The sequence below is a fragment of the Clostridium sp. genome (genome assembly GCF_050717635.1).
Classification (GTDB): domain Bacteria; phylum Bacillota; class Clostridia; order Clostridiales; family Clostridiaceae; genus Clostridium_AD.
Window position 1 is genome coordinate 123,772 of the sequence record NZ_JBOITO010000002.1, and the last position, 15,069, is coordinate 138,840.

Genomic DNA, 15,069 nt, shown 5'->3' on the forward strand with positions numbered 1-15,069 from the left:
ATGTGCGAGAAACATAGTAATGGGAAAAACTGCTTTAGCCATGTTGATTCGGGGTTTCCAAAAGTGCCACTTAACTGCATTGTAAATGGAGAATATGTGTGCGCTCATATTGATCCTAGCATGACTCTACTTACTTTTCTACGAAATGAGTTAAATCTTTTTGGTACAAAGGAGGGCTGCGGTGAAGGTGAATGTGGAGCGTGTACAATAATAATGAATGGTAGTGCTGTGAATTCGTGTATTATACTTGCTTTGGAAGCTATGGACGCAAACATTATAACAGTAGAAGGACTTAATAAAAATGGAAAAATCTCAATACTACAAAAGGAATTTATTGGTAATGATGCTCTCCAATGTGGCTTCTGCACTCCAGGTATGTTAATGTCAGCACGCGCTCTTTTAAACAGAAATACGGATCCAACTGAGAGTGAAATAGTAGAAGCTATTGCAGGCAATTTCTGCCGTTGCACTGGTTATGTACCTATTATTGAAGCAATTACATCAGCTGCAAAGCTGGAAAGGGAGGAAATGAAAAATGAGTGACAAAGAGTACCGCTATATTGGGAAATCTCCTGACCGAGCTTGCGCACTGGAAAAAGTAACAGGCCAGGCGACCTACACAGCTGACTTAGAATTCCCAGGAATGTTGTATGCTAAGTGCCTCTATTCCCCTTATGCAAGAGCAGAAATTGTATCTATAGATGTAAGTGAGGCTAATGCTTTAATTGGGGTTAAAGCTATCCTTGTAGGTGATGATATACCTTATCTTGTTGGACTTTATATGGTTGATAAACGTATACTTGCAAGAGGTACAGTGAGGTATCAAGGTGAACCTGTTGTTGCTGTGGCTGCAGTAGATGAGAAAACAGCTGAACTTGCAGTATCCAAAATAAAAATTCAATATAATATACTTCCTAGTATACAAACTATAGATGAAGCCTTAGAAGGTAAGATACTTGTTCATGAAGATATAAATGAGCTTGAATATGTTAAAGGTGTTTTCTTTCCACAGCCTGATTCCAATATTGCAAGCTGGAACAAGACTATAAAGGGTGATATAAGTAAAGGCTTTCAGGAGGCTGACATAATTGTTGAAAATGAGCTTACGATTCCTGCAGTTGCTCATGTGCCTATGGAAACCCATGTTGCCATAGCTCAGGCGGATACCTATACAAACAAGGTTAAAATATGGACTTCAACTCAATCTCCCTTTGGAGTACGAAAGCTGCTTGCAAAAGCTCTTAAAATATCCACATCTGATATACAGGTAATTGTACCCTATGTAGGTGGAGGATTTGGAGGCAAGGCGGGAATACACCTTGAACCACTTGTAACAGTTTTATCACGTGCTTGTAAAGGTCGACCTGTGAAAATAACTGCAACAAGGGAGGAGGAATTCAATCAACTGCCTACAAGGGCTGGGATGCGTGGACGAGTTAAGACTGGTGTAAAAAAAGATGGTAAAATTACTGCTGTTGAAATTTATTATGATTGGGATAGTGGAGCTTATGCAGATTATGGTGTAAATGTTGGAAAGTCAGCAACCTATTCTGGTGCAGGCCCCTACGAGATCCCTAATATTGAGCTTCACTCTCGAACACTTTATACAAATAAAGTGTTTAGCACAGCTTACAGAGGATTTGGTCATCTTGAAACACACTGGATTATGGAGCGCCAGATGGATATGGTGGCACAAAAACTTGGAATGGATCCATATGAATTCCGCATGGTGAATATATTAAGGCCAGGATCTCATACAATAAGTGGCGAGCTTATAAATGAAAATTCAGGGCGCCCTTACGAATGTCTAGAGGCTGTGGCAAAGGAAATCGGATGGACGGGATATCAATCAGAAGCTAAGCGTAGTGAAAACTTCAAGACAGGAAAGCTTCGTGGAAAGGGTCTTGCTTGCCTCCAGAAAGCGCCTGCAATGCCTCCTCACACTTCTACCTCCGCAATTATGCAGATGGATGATGATGGTATTATCCGCATTATGCTTGGTGCTATAGATATTGGTCAGGGAGCGAACACAATAATGGCTCAAATTGCAGCTGAAATACTGGATATGCCAATAGAAAAAGTAAAGGTAGTATGGGAAAATGACACAAATCGTCATCCTTATGACTGGTCTACTGTTGCCTCAAAATATACATTTATGGGTGGCAATGCGGTAAAGAGATGTGCGGAAAATATGCTAAAGCAAATGAAGGAAATGGCTTCTGAGGCACTTAGAACTTCAACTGAGGACTTGGCACATGGAGATGAATATATTTATCATATTCAACATAAGCAGAGAAGAATAAAGTACAAGGACCTTGCACTTGGTTATGCTTATGAAAATGGGAATGGTATTGGTGGACCACTTATAGCAAAAGGAACATATATGGCTGATGGACTTAATTTCCTCGATCCTTTAACAGGACAGGGATTACCTGCTCTTGATTGGACTTTTGGAGCACATGGGATTGAACTAGAGGTTGATATTGAAACTGGTGAAATTCAAATAATTAAAATAGCCTCTGCCTTTGATATAGGGCAGGCAATTAATAGGAAACTTGTTTGTGGCCAAATTGTGGGAGGGATAGTTCAGGGGATTGGATCTGCGATAATTGAAGGGTATAAGTTTAGTCCGGAGGGGAGACTTATGAATCCATCCTTTACAGACAATAAAATACCCACAGCAAAAGATATTCCAATAGAGATAGTTCCTATTTTAATAGAAAATCCTCAACCAGATGGGCCTTTTGGTGCTAGAGGAATTGGTGAACACCCTATGATTTCTGTGCCATCGGTTATTGGAAATGCACTTTATGATGCACTAGGTATTAACTTTTATAAATTACCACTTTCTCCTGAAAATATTGCAATAGCCATTGCAAAAAATCTTGGATATTAATATTAGGGTAAATCCTTATGCTAAGAACCTGTCTGCCATTATTTTAGCAGGTGGATATTCTAAGAGAATGAAGCAGTTTAAACCGCTCCTTCCTTTGGGAGATTCAACTATTATTGAAAATACAATTAATGTATTTCGAAACTCTGGAGTGGATGATATTACAGTAGTTATAGGATACCGTGCAAATGATGTTAAAGTTGTACTGGATTGTATGGACGTAAAGTGGGTATACAACCAAAATTATCATGAGGGAATGTATTCATCAGTTGTAGCAGGAGTGAGTTCACTTCCAGCTTCTATAAATGGATTCTTTCTTCTTCCGGCTGACATGCCATTTGTAAAGAAGGAGACTATAGAGGAGCTCTTAAGGGTATATAATAGCACAACCTATGATATTATATATCCCACATACAAGGGTCACCGCGGCCATCCTCCATTAATATCAGAACGCCTCTTCCCTGCAATTAAAAACTGGGATGGGAGCGGAGGTCTCAGAGCCTTGCTTTCAAAGTATCAGGAGGTTTCAACACAGGTGGAAGTTACAGATGAAAATATATTAACTGATATGGACACCCATGAGGATTACTTAAAGTTCAAAGTGATATGTGGGTGAGCACCTTAGATGAATAAAAGCTGGTGAAGTAATTCGCCAGCTTTTAAAACTAACTGTTAGTTATTCTTTTTTGTTTGCTTACTACTAAAGCTACTGAAAAAATAGCCAGGGCAAAACCTAGTTCTATTAGCATATAAGTTAAAATCGGTGAAAGATTATCAAAACTGAAACTTGACAGCGTACCTATAACAATGTTGGCTTTTACATACCAGTAGGTTGGAGTAAAGCTAGCTATAGCCATGGCTTTATCACTTAAAAATTCCTGCGGTACAAATACTCCGCTTATGAAGGAAAACCCTAGTGCTAGCACATTTGCTATAGCAGATTGGGCATTTCTGTTTTTTATTAAAAGCCCAACAAGGAAACTTATACTTAAGGCAGCTATTGTAAATACTAAAGCATTAATACATAATAGTAAACCATTAATAGACATCATATGCTGTCTATTAAGGATGAATCCAAAACCAGCCATAACCACATAAGAGGCTAAAGCAAAAACTAGGTTTCCCATAATCAATTGTAAATTAAAGGATCTATTTTTCATTGGCGAGCATAAGTTTCTTCTCTTTAAGTTTTTATCATTGAATACCATTGAAATTGAACTCACGCCTAGAATTAGTACTGAAAAAAGTGAATAGCCAAGGTAATTAAAGGAGGCTACAGCAAAGCCGTTATTTTGTTTTTTAACTCCAAAGGATTTTATCTGAACACTTGTCTCAGTGGATGCCCCTTTAGAAACTTCCTTTACCAAATTTTCCTCTGTTATTCCTGGGATATTATTAACATAAACTCTTGCCATATTGAAGTATTTATTTACTGCCATATCAATATACATACGAGTTGTAGAGTTTGGAACTACCGTCTTTTGCAGTTCTACGGGTTTTCCCTGTAAAAATTTTTTGGTAAAATCTACAGGCACGGTTACAATATACTCCACATCTCTAAAGAATAGAGCATCTTGTAATTTTTCCTCATTATTTTCAATATCAACAAAATTTGCATTTTTTGATAAATACTCTTTAAATCCTGTAAGTAATGCAGTGTTTTTATCCAAATTTATGAAGGCTATATTGGTCTTAGTTTGAGAAAAGCACTCTTCATTTTTTGTGGTTGCCATGGTAGAATAAAGCACGGATATTGCTAAAAAAATTATTAAATATATGCTCATTAGTCCCATATTTGCTTTGATAATTTTAAAATAAACTTTAAATACTTGCATATTTTTGCCTCCTTATAATGGAGTAGGTTGTTAAACAAAATACTACAGACAAAAGAGTTAGAATAGAAATATTTATAAAGAATCTTTGATGGTTATTATAATAATATAAGGTGTAAAATCCATCGGTAATAAGTGCTGCTGGATTAATATATGATAATATTGGAAAGCTTTTTTCTACAGCGTATTTCATATTTGCAAACATCATTCCTGATAAAGTAACTCCTATCATAGTAGTACCTATTAATACTCCGATTTTTAGACCTTCACTTTTTTTAATAAGTGCACTTATCATAGCCCCAAAGGAAATTCCTGTGGCGCAACCTACAAAACTGAGAAGTAGAATGTAAAAAATTTGATTGCCAAAATCTATTTTTAAGGCAAAATGTAAATATGAAAGCACAATGAGAATCACAGTAAATTGAATTAAAAATGCGGCGCAAAGGCTATAAATAAACATCTTCATCTTATAAACTGGAGCCATATTAATTCTAGCCGCTCTTTTTGACAAATCTCCTTGTATATCAGTAATTTCCTTTAGGCCCGAAAAGCCTCCATATAAACATGTCATGGCAATAAGTGCATAAAAATAATTTAGAGTTGTGTTTGGAACTCCTTTAGATGGTGAAATTTCATTAGTGTATTGCTTAAAAGTTGTAGCATCTTTTACTAAATTAGCATACGCTGCATTTGGATTTGAAGCTAAAATATTGCCTATGGTACTTGCACTTTCTTTGTAATCATCTAAGAAAGCTTTAATAACCGTTTGATTTAATCCATCTGACTTAACTACTAGATTCAATTCTGGATTTAGATATATATATCCTTCTATTTTACTGTTTTTAAGAAGCTCATCTGCATTTATTTCATCAGTTACGGTCACATTAAAAAGTTTACCTATGCCATCCTTAGAAACCTGATCTATTGCCCCCTTAAATCCTACGTTTTTTTCATAGTAATTACTACTTACCACTGCTATATCAATAGTTTTAAATACTTCACTGGCAGTAAGATTAGAAAAGGCTACTTTAAATAAGGTGGCTAAAACTATAGGAAACATTAAAGACCAAAAAACCAGTTGCTTATCTCTTAATAAACATTTTATTCTTGTAATAAATACATGACTAAACACACATATACCCCCTTAATCCCTAAGCTCTTTGCCAGTTATTTCTAAGAAAACATCATTCAAAGTTGGTAATTCTGAGTATATTTTTCCAAACTCAATATTATGATCATTTAAAAATTCTATAATTTTAACTATATTATTTTTACCCTTTGTAGACCTAATCACTAGAGTACTTTCTCTATATTCAGCTTTATCCACCGTGGATAATTCTCTTATTTTATCTATTATACTGGGAGATAAATTAAATATCTCTACGGTGATTTTCTCCCCAATTTTAATCATAGCTTTTAATTCCTCTTTTGTTCCGAGAGCCACGGTTTTGCCATTGTCTAGTATGGCTATTCGATCACAAAGCTGCTCTACTTCTTCCATATAATGAGTGGTGTATATAATTGTTACTCCTTGCTTATTTAGATTTTTGATCCCGGATAGAATGTTATTTCTACTTTGAGGATCTACTGCCACAGTTGGCTCATCAAGGATTAGGAGCCTGGGTTTATGAGCTATACCACAAGCTATATTCAGCCTCCGGAGTAATCCGCCACTTAATTTCTTCGGATAAAACTTTTTAAAGTCCTTTAGTGCAACGAAATCTATAGCTTCCTCTACAAGTGATTTTCTCTTGTGTTTATCCGTTATATATAGTCCACAAAAATAATCTATATTTTCGTATACTGTTAGTTCCTCAAAAACAGCCACATCTTGCATAACAACCCCAATATCCTTTTTAATATCATAAGCATCAGGTCCCATAGGCTTTTCAAAAATACTTATTTCACCTTTATCGTACTTTAACAGTGAAAGAATACAATTTATTGCTGTAGTTTTACCTGAACCGTTGGGTCCCAGGAGGCCAAAAATTTCACCTTCTTTAACTTCTAGATTTAAATGGTCTAATGCTACAAGCTCATTGTATCTTTTAACTAAATTATTAACTTTTACTATCATATAATACTCCCAACCTTTCACCCAATATTAATTTTAATGGACTTTGTCTATAGATATATAGTACGTTTTCATGGTATGATTTGTAAGTGTATATAATCATTATTTATAGTGACAAATGTAATAATAACAACTTTAAGGGAGGCTTAAATGCTTAAGATTATAGATAAATCAGTTATTTTTATCTGTTGCACAAGTATCTATCTATTGGAATCAACACTGGTCTTATGGATTTTTCCTGTGATTCTAGCATTAACCATTAGTAGCCTAAATAGCTATTATGAAAGTACTTATTTTCATAGATTGTCCTTTATTATTTATTGCATACTATGTGTATATTTCAATAGTTTCTTAATATTTCTTCCTCTAATTTTCTATGATGTGATATTAAGTAAAACCATTTATATATATGTCTTTGCTCTAATACCAATTATAAGCAGTATGGGATATGTAGCTAATATAAGTATTTTAATTACCTGTTCATTTATGGCTTTGACTATACTCTTAACGCTACGTACTTGCTCCACCTCTAAGCTTAAATTTGAGTACATTAATTTTAGAGATAAGTCATCAGAGCTATCTTCGCTACTTGAAGAGCAAAACGCTAGCTTAATATCTAGTAAAGATTATGAAATAAATCTTGCCACGTTAAGTGAGCGAAATAGGATAGCAAGAGAAATTCACGATAACCTAGGTCATATTTTGTCACGGTGCCTTTTGCAAATTGGAGCCTTAATAGTTATTAATGTGGATTCTAATATGAAAGAAAGCCTTGAGGCAATTAAAGATACCATATCACAAGGTATGGATAGTGTCAGGACGAGTGTACATAATCTTCATGATGATTCTATAGATCTCCACGACCAAATCTATGCTCTTACAAAAGAGTTCACATTTTGCCCTATAAAGCTTAACTATGACATTAATGAAAATCCTTGCAAGAAAGTAAAATATTCATTTATATCTATAGTTAAGGAAGCTACATCTAACATAATTAAGCATTCGAATGCCACAAATGTGACTATATCCTTTAATGAGCACCCTGGGTTTTATCAGCTTATTATAAGGGACAACGGAGTTGTGAAGGACTATAATACTGAAAATGGCATTGGTATTAGAAATATGCTAGATAGAGTTTCCGTACTTAACGGTAATGTTAATATAAATACTGATAGTGGGTTTAAAATATTTATATCTATTCCAAAGGAGATTATAAAATGAGGGTTTTAATTATAGATGATGACAAATTAGTTTGTGTATCTTTAAAAGTCATATTAGAAGAAGATGCGAATATAGAGGTGGTTGCATTAGGTTATAATGGAGAAATGGCAGTAGAACTATATGAAACACTAAAACCAGACATTTTACTAATGGATATACGAATGGATACAATGACAGGTCTTAGTGGAGCAGAGATAATTCTAAAAAAACACAAGGATGCTAAAATATTATTTCTCACTACATTTTTGGATGATGAATATATTATAAAAGCTTTAAATATAGGAGCTAAGGGTTATCTCTTAAAGCAAAATTTTGAAAGTATAGTAACTTGCCTAAAAGCAGTACAAATGGGTCAAACAGTTTTTGGAGATGAAATAATAACTAAAATTCCATCTCTCCTAACTGAAAATAATAAACTTAAATTCTTGGATTTTGATATAAATGATAAGGAATTTGAAATTATAGTTCAAGTGGCTAGTGGACTAAATAATAAAGAAATTGCTGAGAAATTATTTTTAAGTGAGGGTACCATAAGGAATTATATTAGTTCTATTCTGGAAAAGCTTAATCTTCGTGACCGAACACAACTAGCAATTTTTTATTATAAAAACAAGTAGTAAAACAAATTTTGGAGGGATGAAATCATGAAAATTTTTCACACTGGGGATTGGCATATAGGTAAATCTGTTAATGGATTTTATATGACGGAAGACCAAGAATTTATAATGAATCAGTTTTATGAAGAGATTAAAGTGGAAAAACCAGATGTTGTATTAATAGCTGGGGATTTATACGATAGATCAGTTCCACCTGTACAAGCTATAGAATTACTGAATAAAGTATTGGGTAAAATAGTTAAGGAGTTAAAGACTCCTATTATAGCTCTAGCTGGAAATCATGATAGTAATGAGAGAATTGATTTTGCCTCCGATCTTCTAAGAGAAAGTGGTTTATATATAAGTGGAACACTAAAAAAAGAAATACAAAAGATTACTATTGATGACAAACATGGTCCAGTAAATTTTTATCCTATTCCTTATGCAGACCCACCAGTAGTTAGGGATTTATTTGAGGATGAAAGCATAAGAAATCATGACGATGCTATGAAGAAGATAGTAGATTCTATTGATAATATTATGAATAAAGATGAGAGAAATGTTGCAATTGCACATGGATATGTTTCATATATGAAAAATGATGAGGTAACTGTTCCGCTTTTAGAAAGTGATTCAGAGAAGCCATTATCAATTGGAGGTACAGCACTTATTAATGCAGCTTATTTTGATGCTTTTAATTATACTGCCCTTGGCCATTTACATGGTCCGCAAAAGGTTGGAACAAACAAAGTGCGATATGCTGGGTCACCGCTAAAATACTCTTTCTCAGAGACTAAACAAAAAAAAGGAATAACCATTGTAAATTTAGATGAAAAGGGAGAAGTGAAAATAGATTTCCATGAGTTTAAACCTAGAAGAGATTTTAGAATTATTACAGGAGAATTAAAAGAGCTAATAAAGAATGATGTGAGCAGTTTAGATAATAAAGAGGACTATATAAAGGTAGTGTTAAAAGATAAGGGAGAGATTTTAGATCCTATGTCAAAGCTAAGAATTGTTTATCCAAATGTTATGGAACTTACAAGGGAAGATAGGATAAAAATATCAACTACAGGAACAGTAGCAGTTAATGTACGAGAAAAATCTAAGCTTAGCCTTTTTGATAACTTTTATGAGGATATAATAGGTGAAAAATGTTCTGAAGAGGAGACGCAGGTTATGGTGAAAATCATAGAAAATGCTGAAAAAGGAGGTTTATAGTAATGAAAATTCGTAAGCTTATAATAAATGGATTTGGACCCTATGCAACAAAACAAGAGTTAGATTTCGAAAAAAATTTGCAAGATAAAAACATGTTTGTTATTACAGGAAACACTGGAGCAGGGAAAACAACAATATTTGATGCTATAAACTTTGCACTGTATGGTGAGGCAAATGGTTGTGATAGGGAGTCAAAATCACTAAGAAGTGATTTTGCAGACCTTAAGACGCCTACTGAGGTTGAACTTTGGTTTTCGTTAAGAGAAAAGGAATACTATGTAAAAAGAACACCATCATATATAAAGCCTAAGCAAAGAGGCGATGGTTTTGTAGAAAATAAACCTAGTGCTGAGATTAAACTTTCTAAGGATAAAACGATAACGGGTGTAAATCAAGTAACTAAAGAAGTAGAAAATATTCTTGGTATAACCACAGAGCAATTTAAACAATTAGTAATGATACCACAAGGAGAGTTTAAGAGACTTTTAAATGCAAAAAGTGATGAAAAAGAAGACATATTCAGAAAAATATTTGGAACAGAAATTTTTCAAAGTATCCAAAATAACATAAAAGACCAAGCAAATAAATTAAAAAGAAGCATTGAACAGGTTGAAAGAGATAGATCAAATAAAATAAGAAGTTTTATTTGCAGTGAAGTAGACGATGGATTATTTAGGCTAATAAATGCTGATAAACACAATATAGAACTTATAATGAACTGCTTTTATGAATTTATTGAAAAAGATAGGGACAAGGAAGTGAAGTTAGAAGCAAAAATAGAAGAAACCCGCAGTCTTATAAATAAAATATCCTATGAAAAGACTCTTGGTGAAGCTAATAATAAGAGGTTTGATAACTTAGAAAAAAACAAGGGTGAACTAGACAAGCTTAATCAACAGGTTGAAGAGTTTAAAAATAAAGGTATTGTGGTTTTTAGAGGTAAGAAAGCTCTAACTGCTAAAAGGTATGAAGATAAGTATAATGATAAAAATAATGAAATCAAAAAATTAAAAAAGGAAATTGAAGAAATAGATAAAAAAATAGGATTATATATTGAAAGTTATAAGAAAGCTGACAAGAAGTTTAAAGATGAGCAAGGCAAGGAAAACGAAAAAAGTCAGTTGATTAAGGATATAGATGAAAATCAAAGACTAAAGGATAAGGTTAATGCATACGAAATAAACAAGGTTATCCTAGAGACTTTAGATAAAAAAGTTATAGAAATAAAAGACAGAATAAAGGTGATAAGATTAACTAGTACTCAAAATGATAAAAAAATAGAGTTAATTAATATTGAGTTAGAACATATTAAAAAAGCTAAAGAGGAGAGTGGAACCTTAGAAATAAAACAAATAAACGAAAGCAACAAAAAAGATAAATTTAATAAACTTCGTAGTGATATTAATTTATGGATTGTTGAGAATGAAAAACATAAAAAAGCTACAGAGAATTTTAGTAAAATAGATCAGAGATTTAAAGAGCTAAAGGAAAAATTTGAATTTTTAGAAGATACATTTAGGAAAAGTCAAGCTGGAATACTTGCAAGTAACTTACAAGAAGGAACGTTATGTCCGGTTTGTGGATCAAGTCATCATCCAAGCCTTGCTAAATTAGAAAACAGTGAAATAACTGAAGAGGCGGTAAAAATCAGTAAAGAATCTCTAGAAGAGGTTAGAGATGAAAGGGATAAAAATTTAAATAAATTAACGGTTATTAACTCTTCTTTAAAATCTATAAATGAAAACTCTATTACGCCTGGTGTTAAAGAGCTACTAAATAAAGAGGATAATTATCAGGTTATGGATATTAGTGTTGAGGTAAATGAGTTAGTTATAAATAATACTGCCATACTATTAGAGCTTAAAAATAAAATACAAAGTTTAAAGATTATGATTAATAAAGAGAGTGAAAAAATAAAAGCTAGGGATATTACCCAAAAAAACAATGAGAATTTAAGAAGTGAACTTGAACTAAAGAATGAAGAACATGTTTTAGAGGATGGAAATTTACGTGCTGCAAAAAATACTTTAGAAAGTATAAAAAATGATTTTAAGGGTGAAATGAAAAATTTAAGTGAGTTAGTCCAAATTGGCATAAATTTAAGTGAGAGGCAAAAGGCTCTTAAAAAAGCGTATGAAGATGCAGAAAGTGCTTTTAGTAAAATAAAGGGTAACTTGGACCAAGAGATGGGAAGGCATAAAAGAACAAATGAAATGAAGGAAAATGCAGATGAAGAATATAAGAGCGCTGTAAGTGTATTCAAAGAAAGTGTATTAGAACTGGGATTTAGTGGTTACGAGGATTATAAGGCTAGCAGTTTAACTGAAGAAAAAATTGAGAATTTTGATGTGGAAATAAATGAGTTTAATATTAATTTATCTGGCGCTAAAAAATTGTATGAAGCATCATTAAAGGAAATTGAAGGATTACTAAGAGTTGATTTGGATATATTAAAAGGAAAACTAGTAAGTGAAGATATTATTTTTAAATCATTAAACAAAGAACAAATGGAGCTATTTGCAAGAGTAAGTAACAATAGTTTAGTTCTTGAGGAGTGTAAAAAGCATAGTAAAGCTATAGAAATTGATGAGAAGAAGTATGAAATAGTAGGCAAGTTATCAAACATTATTAATGGTGATAACTCTAAGAAAATAAGTTTTGAAAGATATGTGCTAGCTGCATATTTTGAGGATATTATAATGGCTGCTAACATCAGGTTTAATAAAATGACCTCAGGAAGATTTGAACTATTAAGAAAGCAAGAAATTGGTGATAAAAGAAAAGGTCAAGGTTTAGAACTTGAGGTATTTGATAATTATACAGGAAAAGCTAGAGATGTAAAAACACTATCGGGTGGAGAGGGTTTTAAAGCTTCATTATCTATGGCACTAGGCCTTGCTGATGTAGTTCAAGCTTACGCCGGTGGTATACAATTAGATACTATGTTTATAGATGAGGGGTTTGGAACACTAGACCCAGAATCTCTAGATAATGCAATAGAATGTCTTATGGATTTGCAAAAGGACGGAAGATTAGTAGGCATAATATCTCATGTACCAGAACTTAAAGAAAGGATAGATGCTAGGCTTGAGGTGTGTTCTACCAGTAAGGGTAGCATGGCAGAATTTAAAATATAAGTGCCACCCACGTGGCAAGTGGCACCCAAAACCAGATGCCACTTGCCACGTGGGTGGCACCATACATTATTTTTGGCTTTGTGTTATTATAAATATAAGTAATATGTTGTATACACAAATTTTTAGACGAAAACGGAGGTAAAACCAATGAAAACTGAAACTTCTGATTTTAATATAGATAAAGTGTTTAATGACAATATTGTTTTGGTTTACCAAGCAAATGTACAAAAAATTCTTTATGAAAAAGGAATAGGAGTTGGGAAGCAAATAGGTGATAACATATCTAAGGATGCACCTATAGAAAAAATATACACAATAGAAAATAAGGTTAACTATGATAATTTTAATAAAATTGTAAATAATGTTGAGGTAGAGCTGATTGCACTTTGTGAGGAAATAATATACATGATATCTAATGAACTTAATGAAAACTTACATGAAAGAATTCATATATCACTCATCGATCATATAGAATTTACTTTAAAGAAACTTAAAAACGGTGAGAGTATTGAAAACCCACTTTTAGATGAAATTAAAATCCTTTTTAAAAGAGAATTTGAACTGGCCCAAAAGGCGGCTGTTATAATTGAAGATAAAACAAAAACTTGCCTTTCAGAAGATGAAATTGGATTTATTACCCTTCACATACATGCTGCAAGGCATGACGGTGGACTACCTAAAACGGTAAAGTATGCATTTATATCAAATACTACGATAAAAATGATTGAAGATGAGCTAAATGTTAAAATAGATAAGGAGTCAGTTTATTATGCTAGACTTATTACTCACATTCGATTTACAATTCAAAGGATATTTAATAATACTATTATCCAAAATAAATTATCGCACACCATAAAACGTAAGTACTATTCGTCTTTCGAACTGGCTCAGAAAATTTCAAAATTTATTGAAGATGAATTAGAACTTAAAGTTGTTGAGGATGAAACTGCATTTTTGGCCTTATATATTGAGAGATTCAAAAGAATCAAATAAGCAAAGTGAGGGAAATATATATGAGTATGAAATTTATAAAAAAAATACCTACTGCAGAGGAAATTATGGAACAAATGCCTCTGTCAAATCATATTAAAGAGATTAAAAGAGCTAGAGATAGTGATATAAGGAAAGTGTTTGAAAATGAAAATGATAAGTTTATCCTTATAATAGGACCCTGTTCAGCTGACAATGAAGACTCAGTGTGTGAATATATAGAAAAGCTTGTAAAAGTGCAAGAAAAGGTAAAAGATTCTATAATTATTATACCAAGAATTTATACGAATAAACCCAGAACTACTGGCGAAGGGTATAAAGGTATGGCTCATCAACCAGACCTAAATAAAGAGCCAGATTTAGTTGCAGGGTTAACGGCTATACGAAAACTTCATATAAAAGCATTAAGTGAATTTCACATGCCGGCTGCTGATGAAATGTTATATCCAGAAAACTATGCATATCTTTCAGATTTAATAAGTTATCATGCAGTTGGAGCTCGCTCTGTAGAGAACCAGCAACATAGATTTACCGTAAGTGGTATTGATATGCCGGTAGGCATGAAGAATCCTACTGGAGGAGATCTAAATGTAATGCTTAATTCCATTAAGGCTGCACAAATTGAACATACCTTTATATATAGTGGCTTTGAAGTTGAAACAGAAGGGAATCCTCTTGCGCATGCTATTTTAAGGGGTGCGGTAGATGCTTCTGGTAGAAACACACCAAATTACCATTATGAAGACTTAATTCGTGTTGCTAAAGAATATGAAAAACGTCAGCTTTTAAACCCTTCTATTATAATAGATACCAGTCATGCAAACTCAATGAAGTCTTATAAAGAACAACCAAGAATAGCCAGAGAAGTATTAATGAGTAGGAAATATGATTCTCTACTAAAGAAAATGGTAAAAGGACTAATGATTGAAAGCTACCTTGTAGAAGGTAAACAAGATGTAGAGGGCGGAGTTTATGGGAAATCTATAACAGATGCATGTTTAGGATGGAAAAATACTGAAAAGTTAATTTATTATATTGCTGAAAATTTATAAAAAATACAGTTATTCTTTTACTAGCAAAAGAATATATTACAATATAATAATTT

12 protein-coding genes are annotated in these 15,069 nt (G+C 33.0%); 9 read left to right on the top strand and 3 right to left on the bottom strand.

What is annotated here, in order from left to right:
• From ACREWB_RS00910 to ACREWB_RS00920, 3 genes are read left to right on the top strand one after another with little or no spacing between them, the layout of a single operon-like run.
• Positions 1–543: a (2Fe-2S)-binding protein gene (locus ACREWB_RS00910; protein ID WP_431545596.1), complete on the top strand. Its 543-nt coding sequence runs from the start codon at positions 1–3 to the stop codon at positions 541–543.
• Entirely contained in the window at positions 536–2,896 is a 2,361-nt protein-coding gene (locus ACREWB_RS00915; RefSeq protein ID WP_431545597.1) for a xanthine dehydrogenase family protein molybdopterin-binding subunit, read from the top strand. Before ACREWB_RS00910 ends, ACREWB_RS00915 begins: the two co-directional genes overlap by 8 nt.
• The gene (locus ACREWB_RS00920) at positions 2,886–3,509 is read left to right on the top strand and encodes a nucleotidyltransferase family protein (RefSeq protein WP_431545598.1); all 624 of its coding nucleotides are present in this window, start codon (positions 2,886–2,888) and stop codon (positions 3,507–3,509) included. Before ACREWB_RS00915 ends, ACREWB_RS00920 begins: the two co-directional genes overlap by 11 nt.
• A 49-nt stretch (positions 3,510–3,558) precedes the next feature.
• On the opposite strand, the gene ACREWB_RS00925 is transcribed toward ACREWB_RS00920, so the two are convergent.
• Genes ACREWB_RS00925 through ACREWB_RS00935 form a run of 3 tightly spaced genes read right to left on the bottom strand, consistent with a single transcriptional unit; the run spans position 3,559 to position 6,802 of the window.
• Positions 3,559–4,728 carry an ABC transporter permease gene (locus ACREWB_RS00925; protein ID WP_431545599.1) on the bottom strand — a complete coding sequence of 390 codons (1,170 nt, stop codon included), beginning with the start codon at positions 4,726–4,728 and terminating at the stop codon, positions 3,559–3,561.
• Entirely contained in the window at positions 4,715–5,857 is a 1,143-nt protein-coding gene (locus ACREWB_RS00930; protein ID WP_431545600.1) for an ABC transporter permease, read from the bottom strand. The genes ACREWB_RS00925 and ACREWB_RS00930 overlap by 14 nt, the downstream gene beginning before the upstream one ends.
• A 12-nt stretch (positions 5,858–5,869) precedes the next feature.
• Positions 5,870–6,802, bottom strand: coding sequence for an ABC transporter ATP-binding protein (locus ACREWB_RS00935; protein WP_431545601.1), 933 nt, complete (start codon positions 6,800–6,802; stop codon positions 5,870–5,872).
• A 147-nt stretch (positions 6,803–6,949) separates the two neighbouring features.
• Between ACREWB_RS00935 and ACREWB_RS00940 the strand changes: the two genes are divergently transcribed.
• The 6 genes from ACREWB_RS00940 to ACREWB_RS00965 all read left to right on the top strand — a co-directional run bounded on the left by ACREWB_RS00940 (position 6,950) and on the right by ACREWB_RS00965 (position 15,016).
• Positions 6,950–8,020, top strand: coding sequence for a sensor histidine kinase (locus tag ACREWB_RS00940; RefSeq protein ID WP_431545602.1), 1,071 nt, complete (start codon positions 6,950–6,952; stop codon positions 8,018–8,020).
• The gene (locus ACREWB_RS00945) at positions 8,017–8,637 is read left to right on the top strand and encodes a response regulator (protein ID WP_431545603.1); all 621 of its coding nucleotides are present in this window, start codon (positions 8,017–8,019) and stop codon (positions 8,635–8,637) included. Before ACREWB_RS00940 ends, ACREWB_RS00945 begins: the two co-directional genes overlap by 4 nt.
• A gap of 27 nt (positions 8,638–8,664) precedes the next feature.
• Complete coding sequence (locus tag ACREWB_RS00950) at positions 8,665–9,837, top strand: exonuclease SbcCD subunit D (protein ID WP_431545604.1); 1,173 nt, start codon at positions 8,665–8,667, stop codon at positions 9,835–9,837.
• A gap of 2 nt (positions 9,838–9,839) precedes the next feature.
• Positions 9,840–12,974, top strand: coding sequence for an SbcC/MukB-like Walker B domain-containing protein (locus ACREWB_RS00955; RefSeq protein WP_431545605.1), 3,135 nt, complete (start codon positions 9,840–9,842; stop codon positions 12,972–12,974).
• A 147-nt stretch (positions 12,975–13,121) separates the two neighbouring features.
• Positions 13,122–13,967 (top strand): PRD domain-containing protein, encoded by an 846-nt coding sequence (locus ACREWB_RS00960; RefSeq protein ID WP_431545606.1) that lies wholly within the window; start codon positions 13,122–13,124, stop codon positions 13,965–13,967.
• A gap of 20 nt (positions 13,968–13,987) precedes the next feature.
• Entirely contained in the window at positions 13,988–15,016 is a 1,029-nt protein-coding gene (locus tag ACREWB_RS00965; protein WP_431545607.1) for a 3-deoxy-7-phosphoheptulonate synthase, read from the top strand.
• Positions 15,017–15,069: the final 53 nt, after the last annotated feature.

Coding starts and splice junctions, on each gene's coding strand:
- ACREWB_RS00910 (WP_431545596.1), top strand. CDS start 1: ATGTGCGAGAAACATAGTAATGGGAAAAACTGCTTTAGCCATGTTGAT.
- ACREWB_RS00915 (WP_431545597.1), top strand. CDS start 536: ATGAGTGACAAAGAGTACCGCTATATTGGGAAATCTCCTGACCGAGCT.
- ACREWB_RS00925 (WP_431545599.1), bottom strand. CDS start 4,728: ATGCAAGTATTTAAAGTTTATTTTAAAATTATCAAAGCAAATATGGGA.
- ACREWB_RS00935 (WP_431545601.1), bottom strand. CDS start 6,802: ATGATAGTAAAAGTTAATAATTTAGTTAAAAGATACAATGAGCTTGTA.
- ACREWB_RS00940 (WP_431545602.1), top strand. CDS start 6,950: ATGCTTAAGATTATAGATAAATCAGTTATTTTTATCTGTTGCACAAGT.
- ACREWB_RS00945 (WP_431545603.1), top strand. CDS start 8,017: ATGAGGGTTTTAATTATAGATGATGACAAATTAGTTTGTGTATCTTTA.
- ACREWB_RS00950 (WP_431545604.1), top strand. CDS start 8,665: ATGAAAATTTTTCACACTGGGGATTGGCATATAGGTAAATCTGTTAAT.
- ACREWB_RS00955 (WP_431545605.1), top strand. CDS start 9,840: ATGAAAATTCGTAAGCTTATAATAAATGGATTTGGACCCTATGCAACA.
- ACREWB_RS00960 (WP_431545606.1), top strand. CDS start 13,122: ATGAAAACTGAAACTTCTGATTTTAATATAGATAAAGTGTTTAATGAC.
- ACREWB_RS00965 (WP_431545607.1), top strand. CDS start 13,988: ATGAGTATGAAATTTATAAAAAAAATACCTACTGCAGAGGAAATTATG.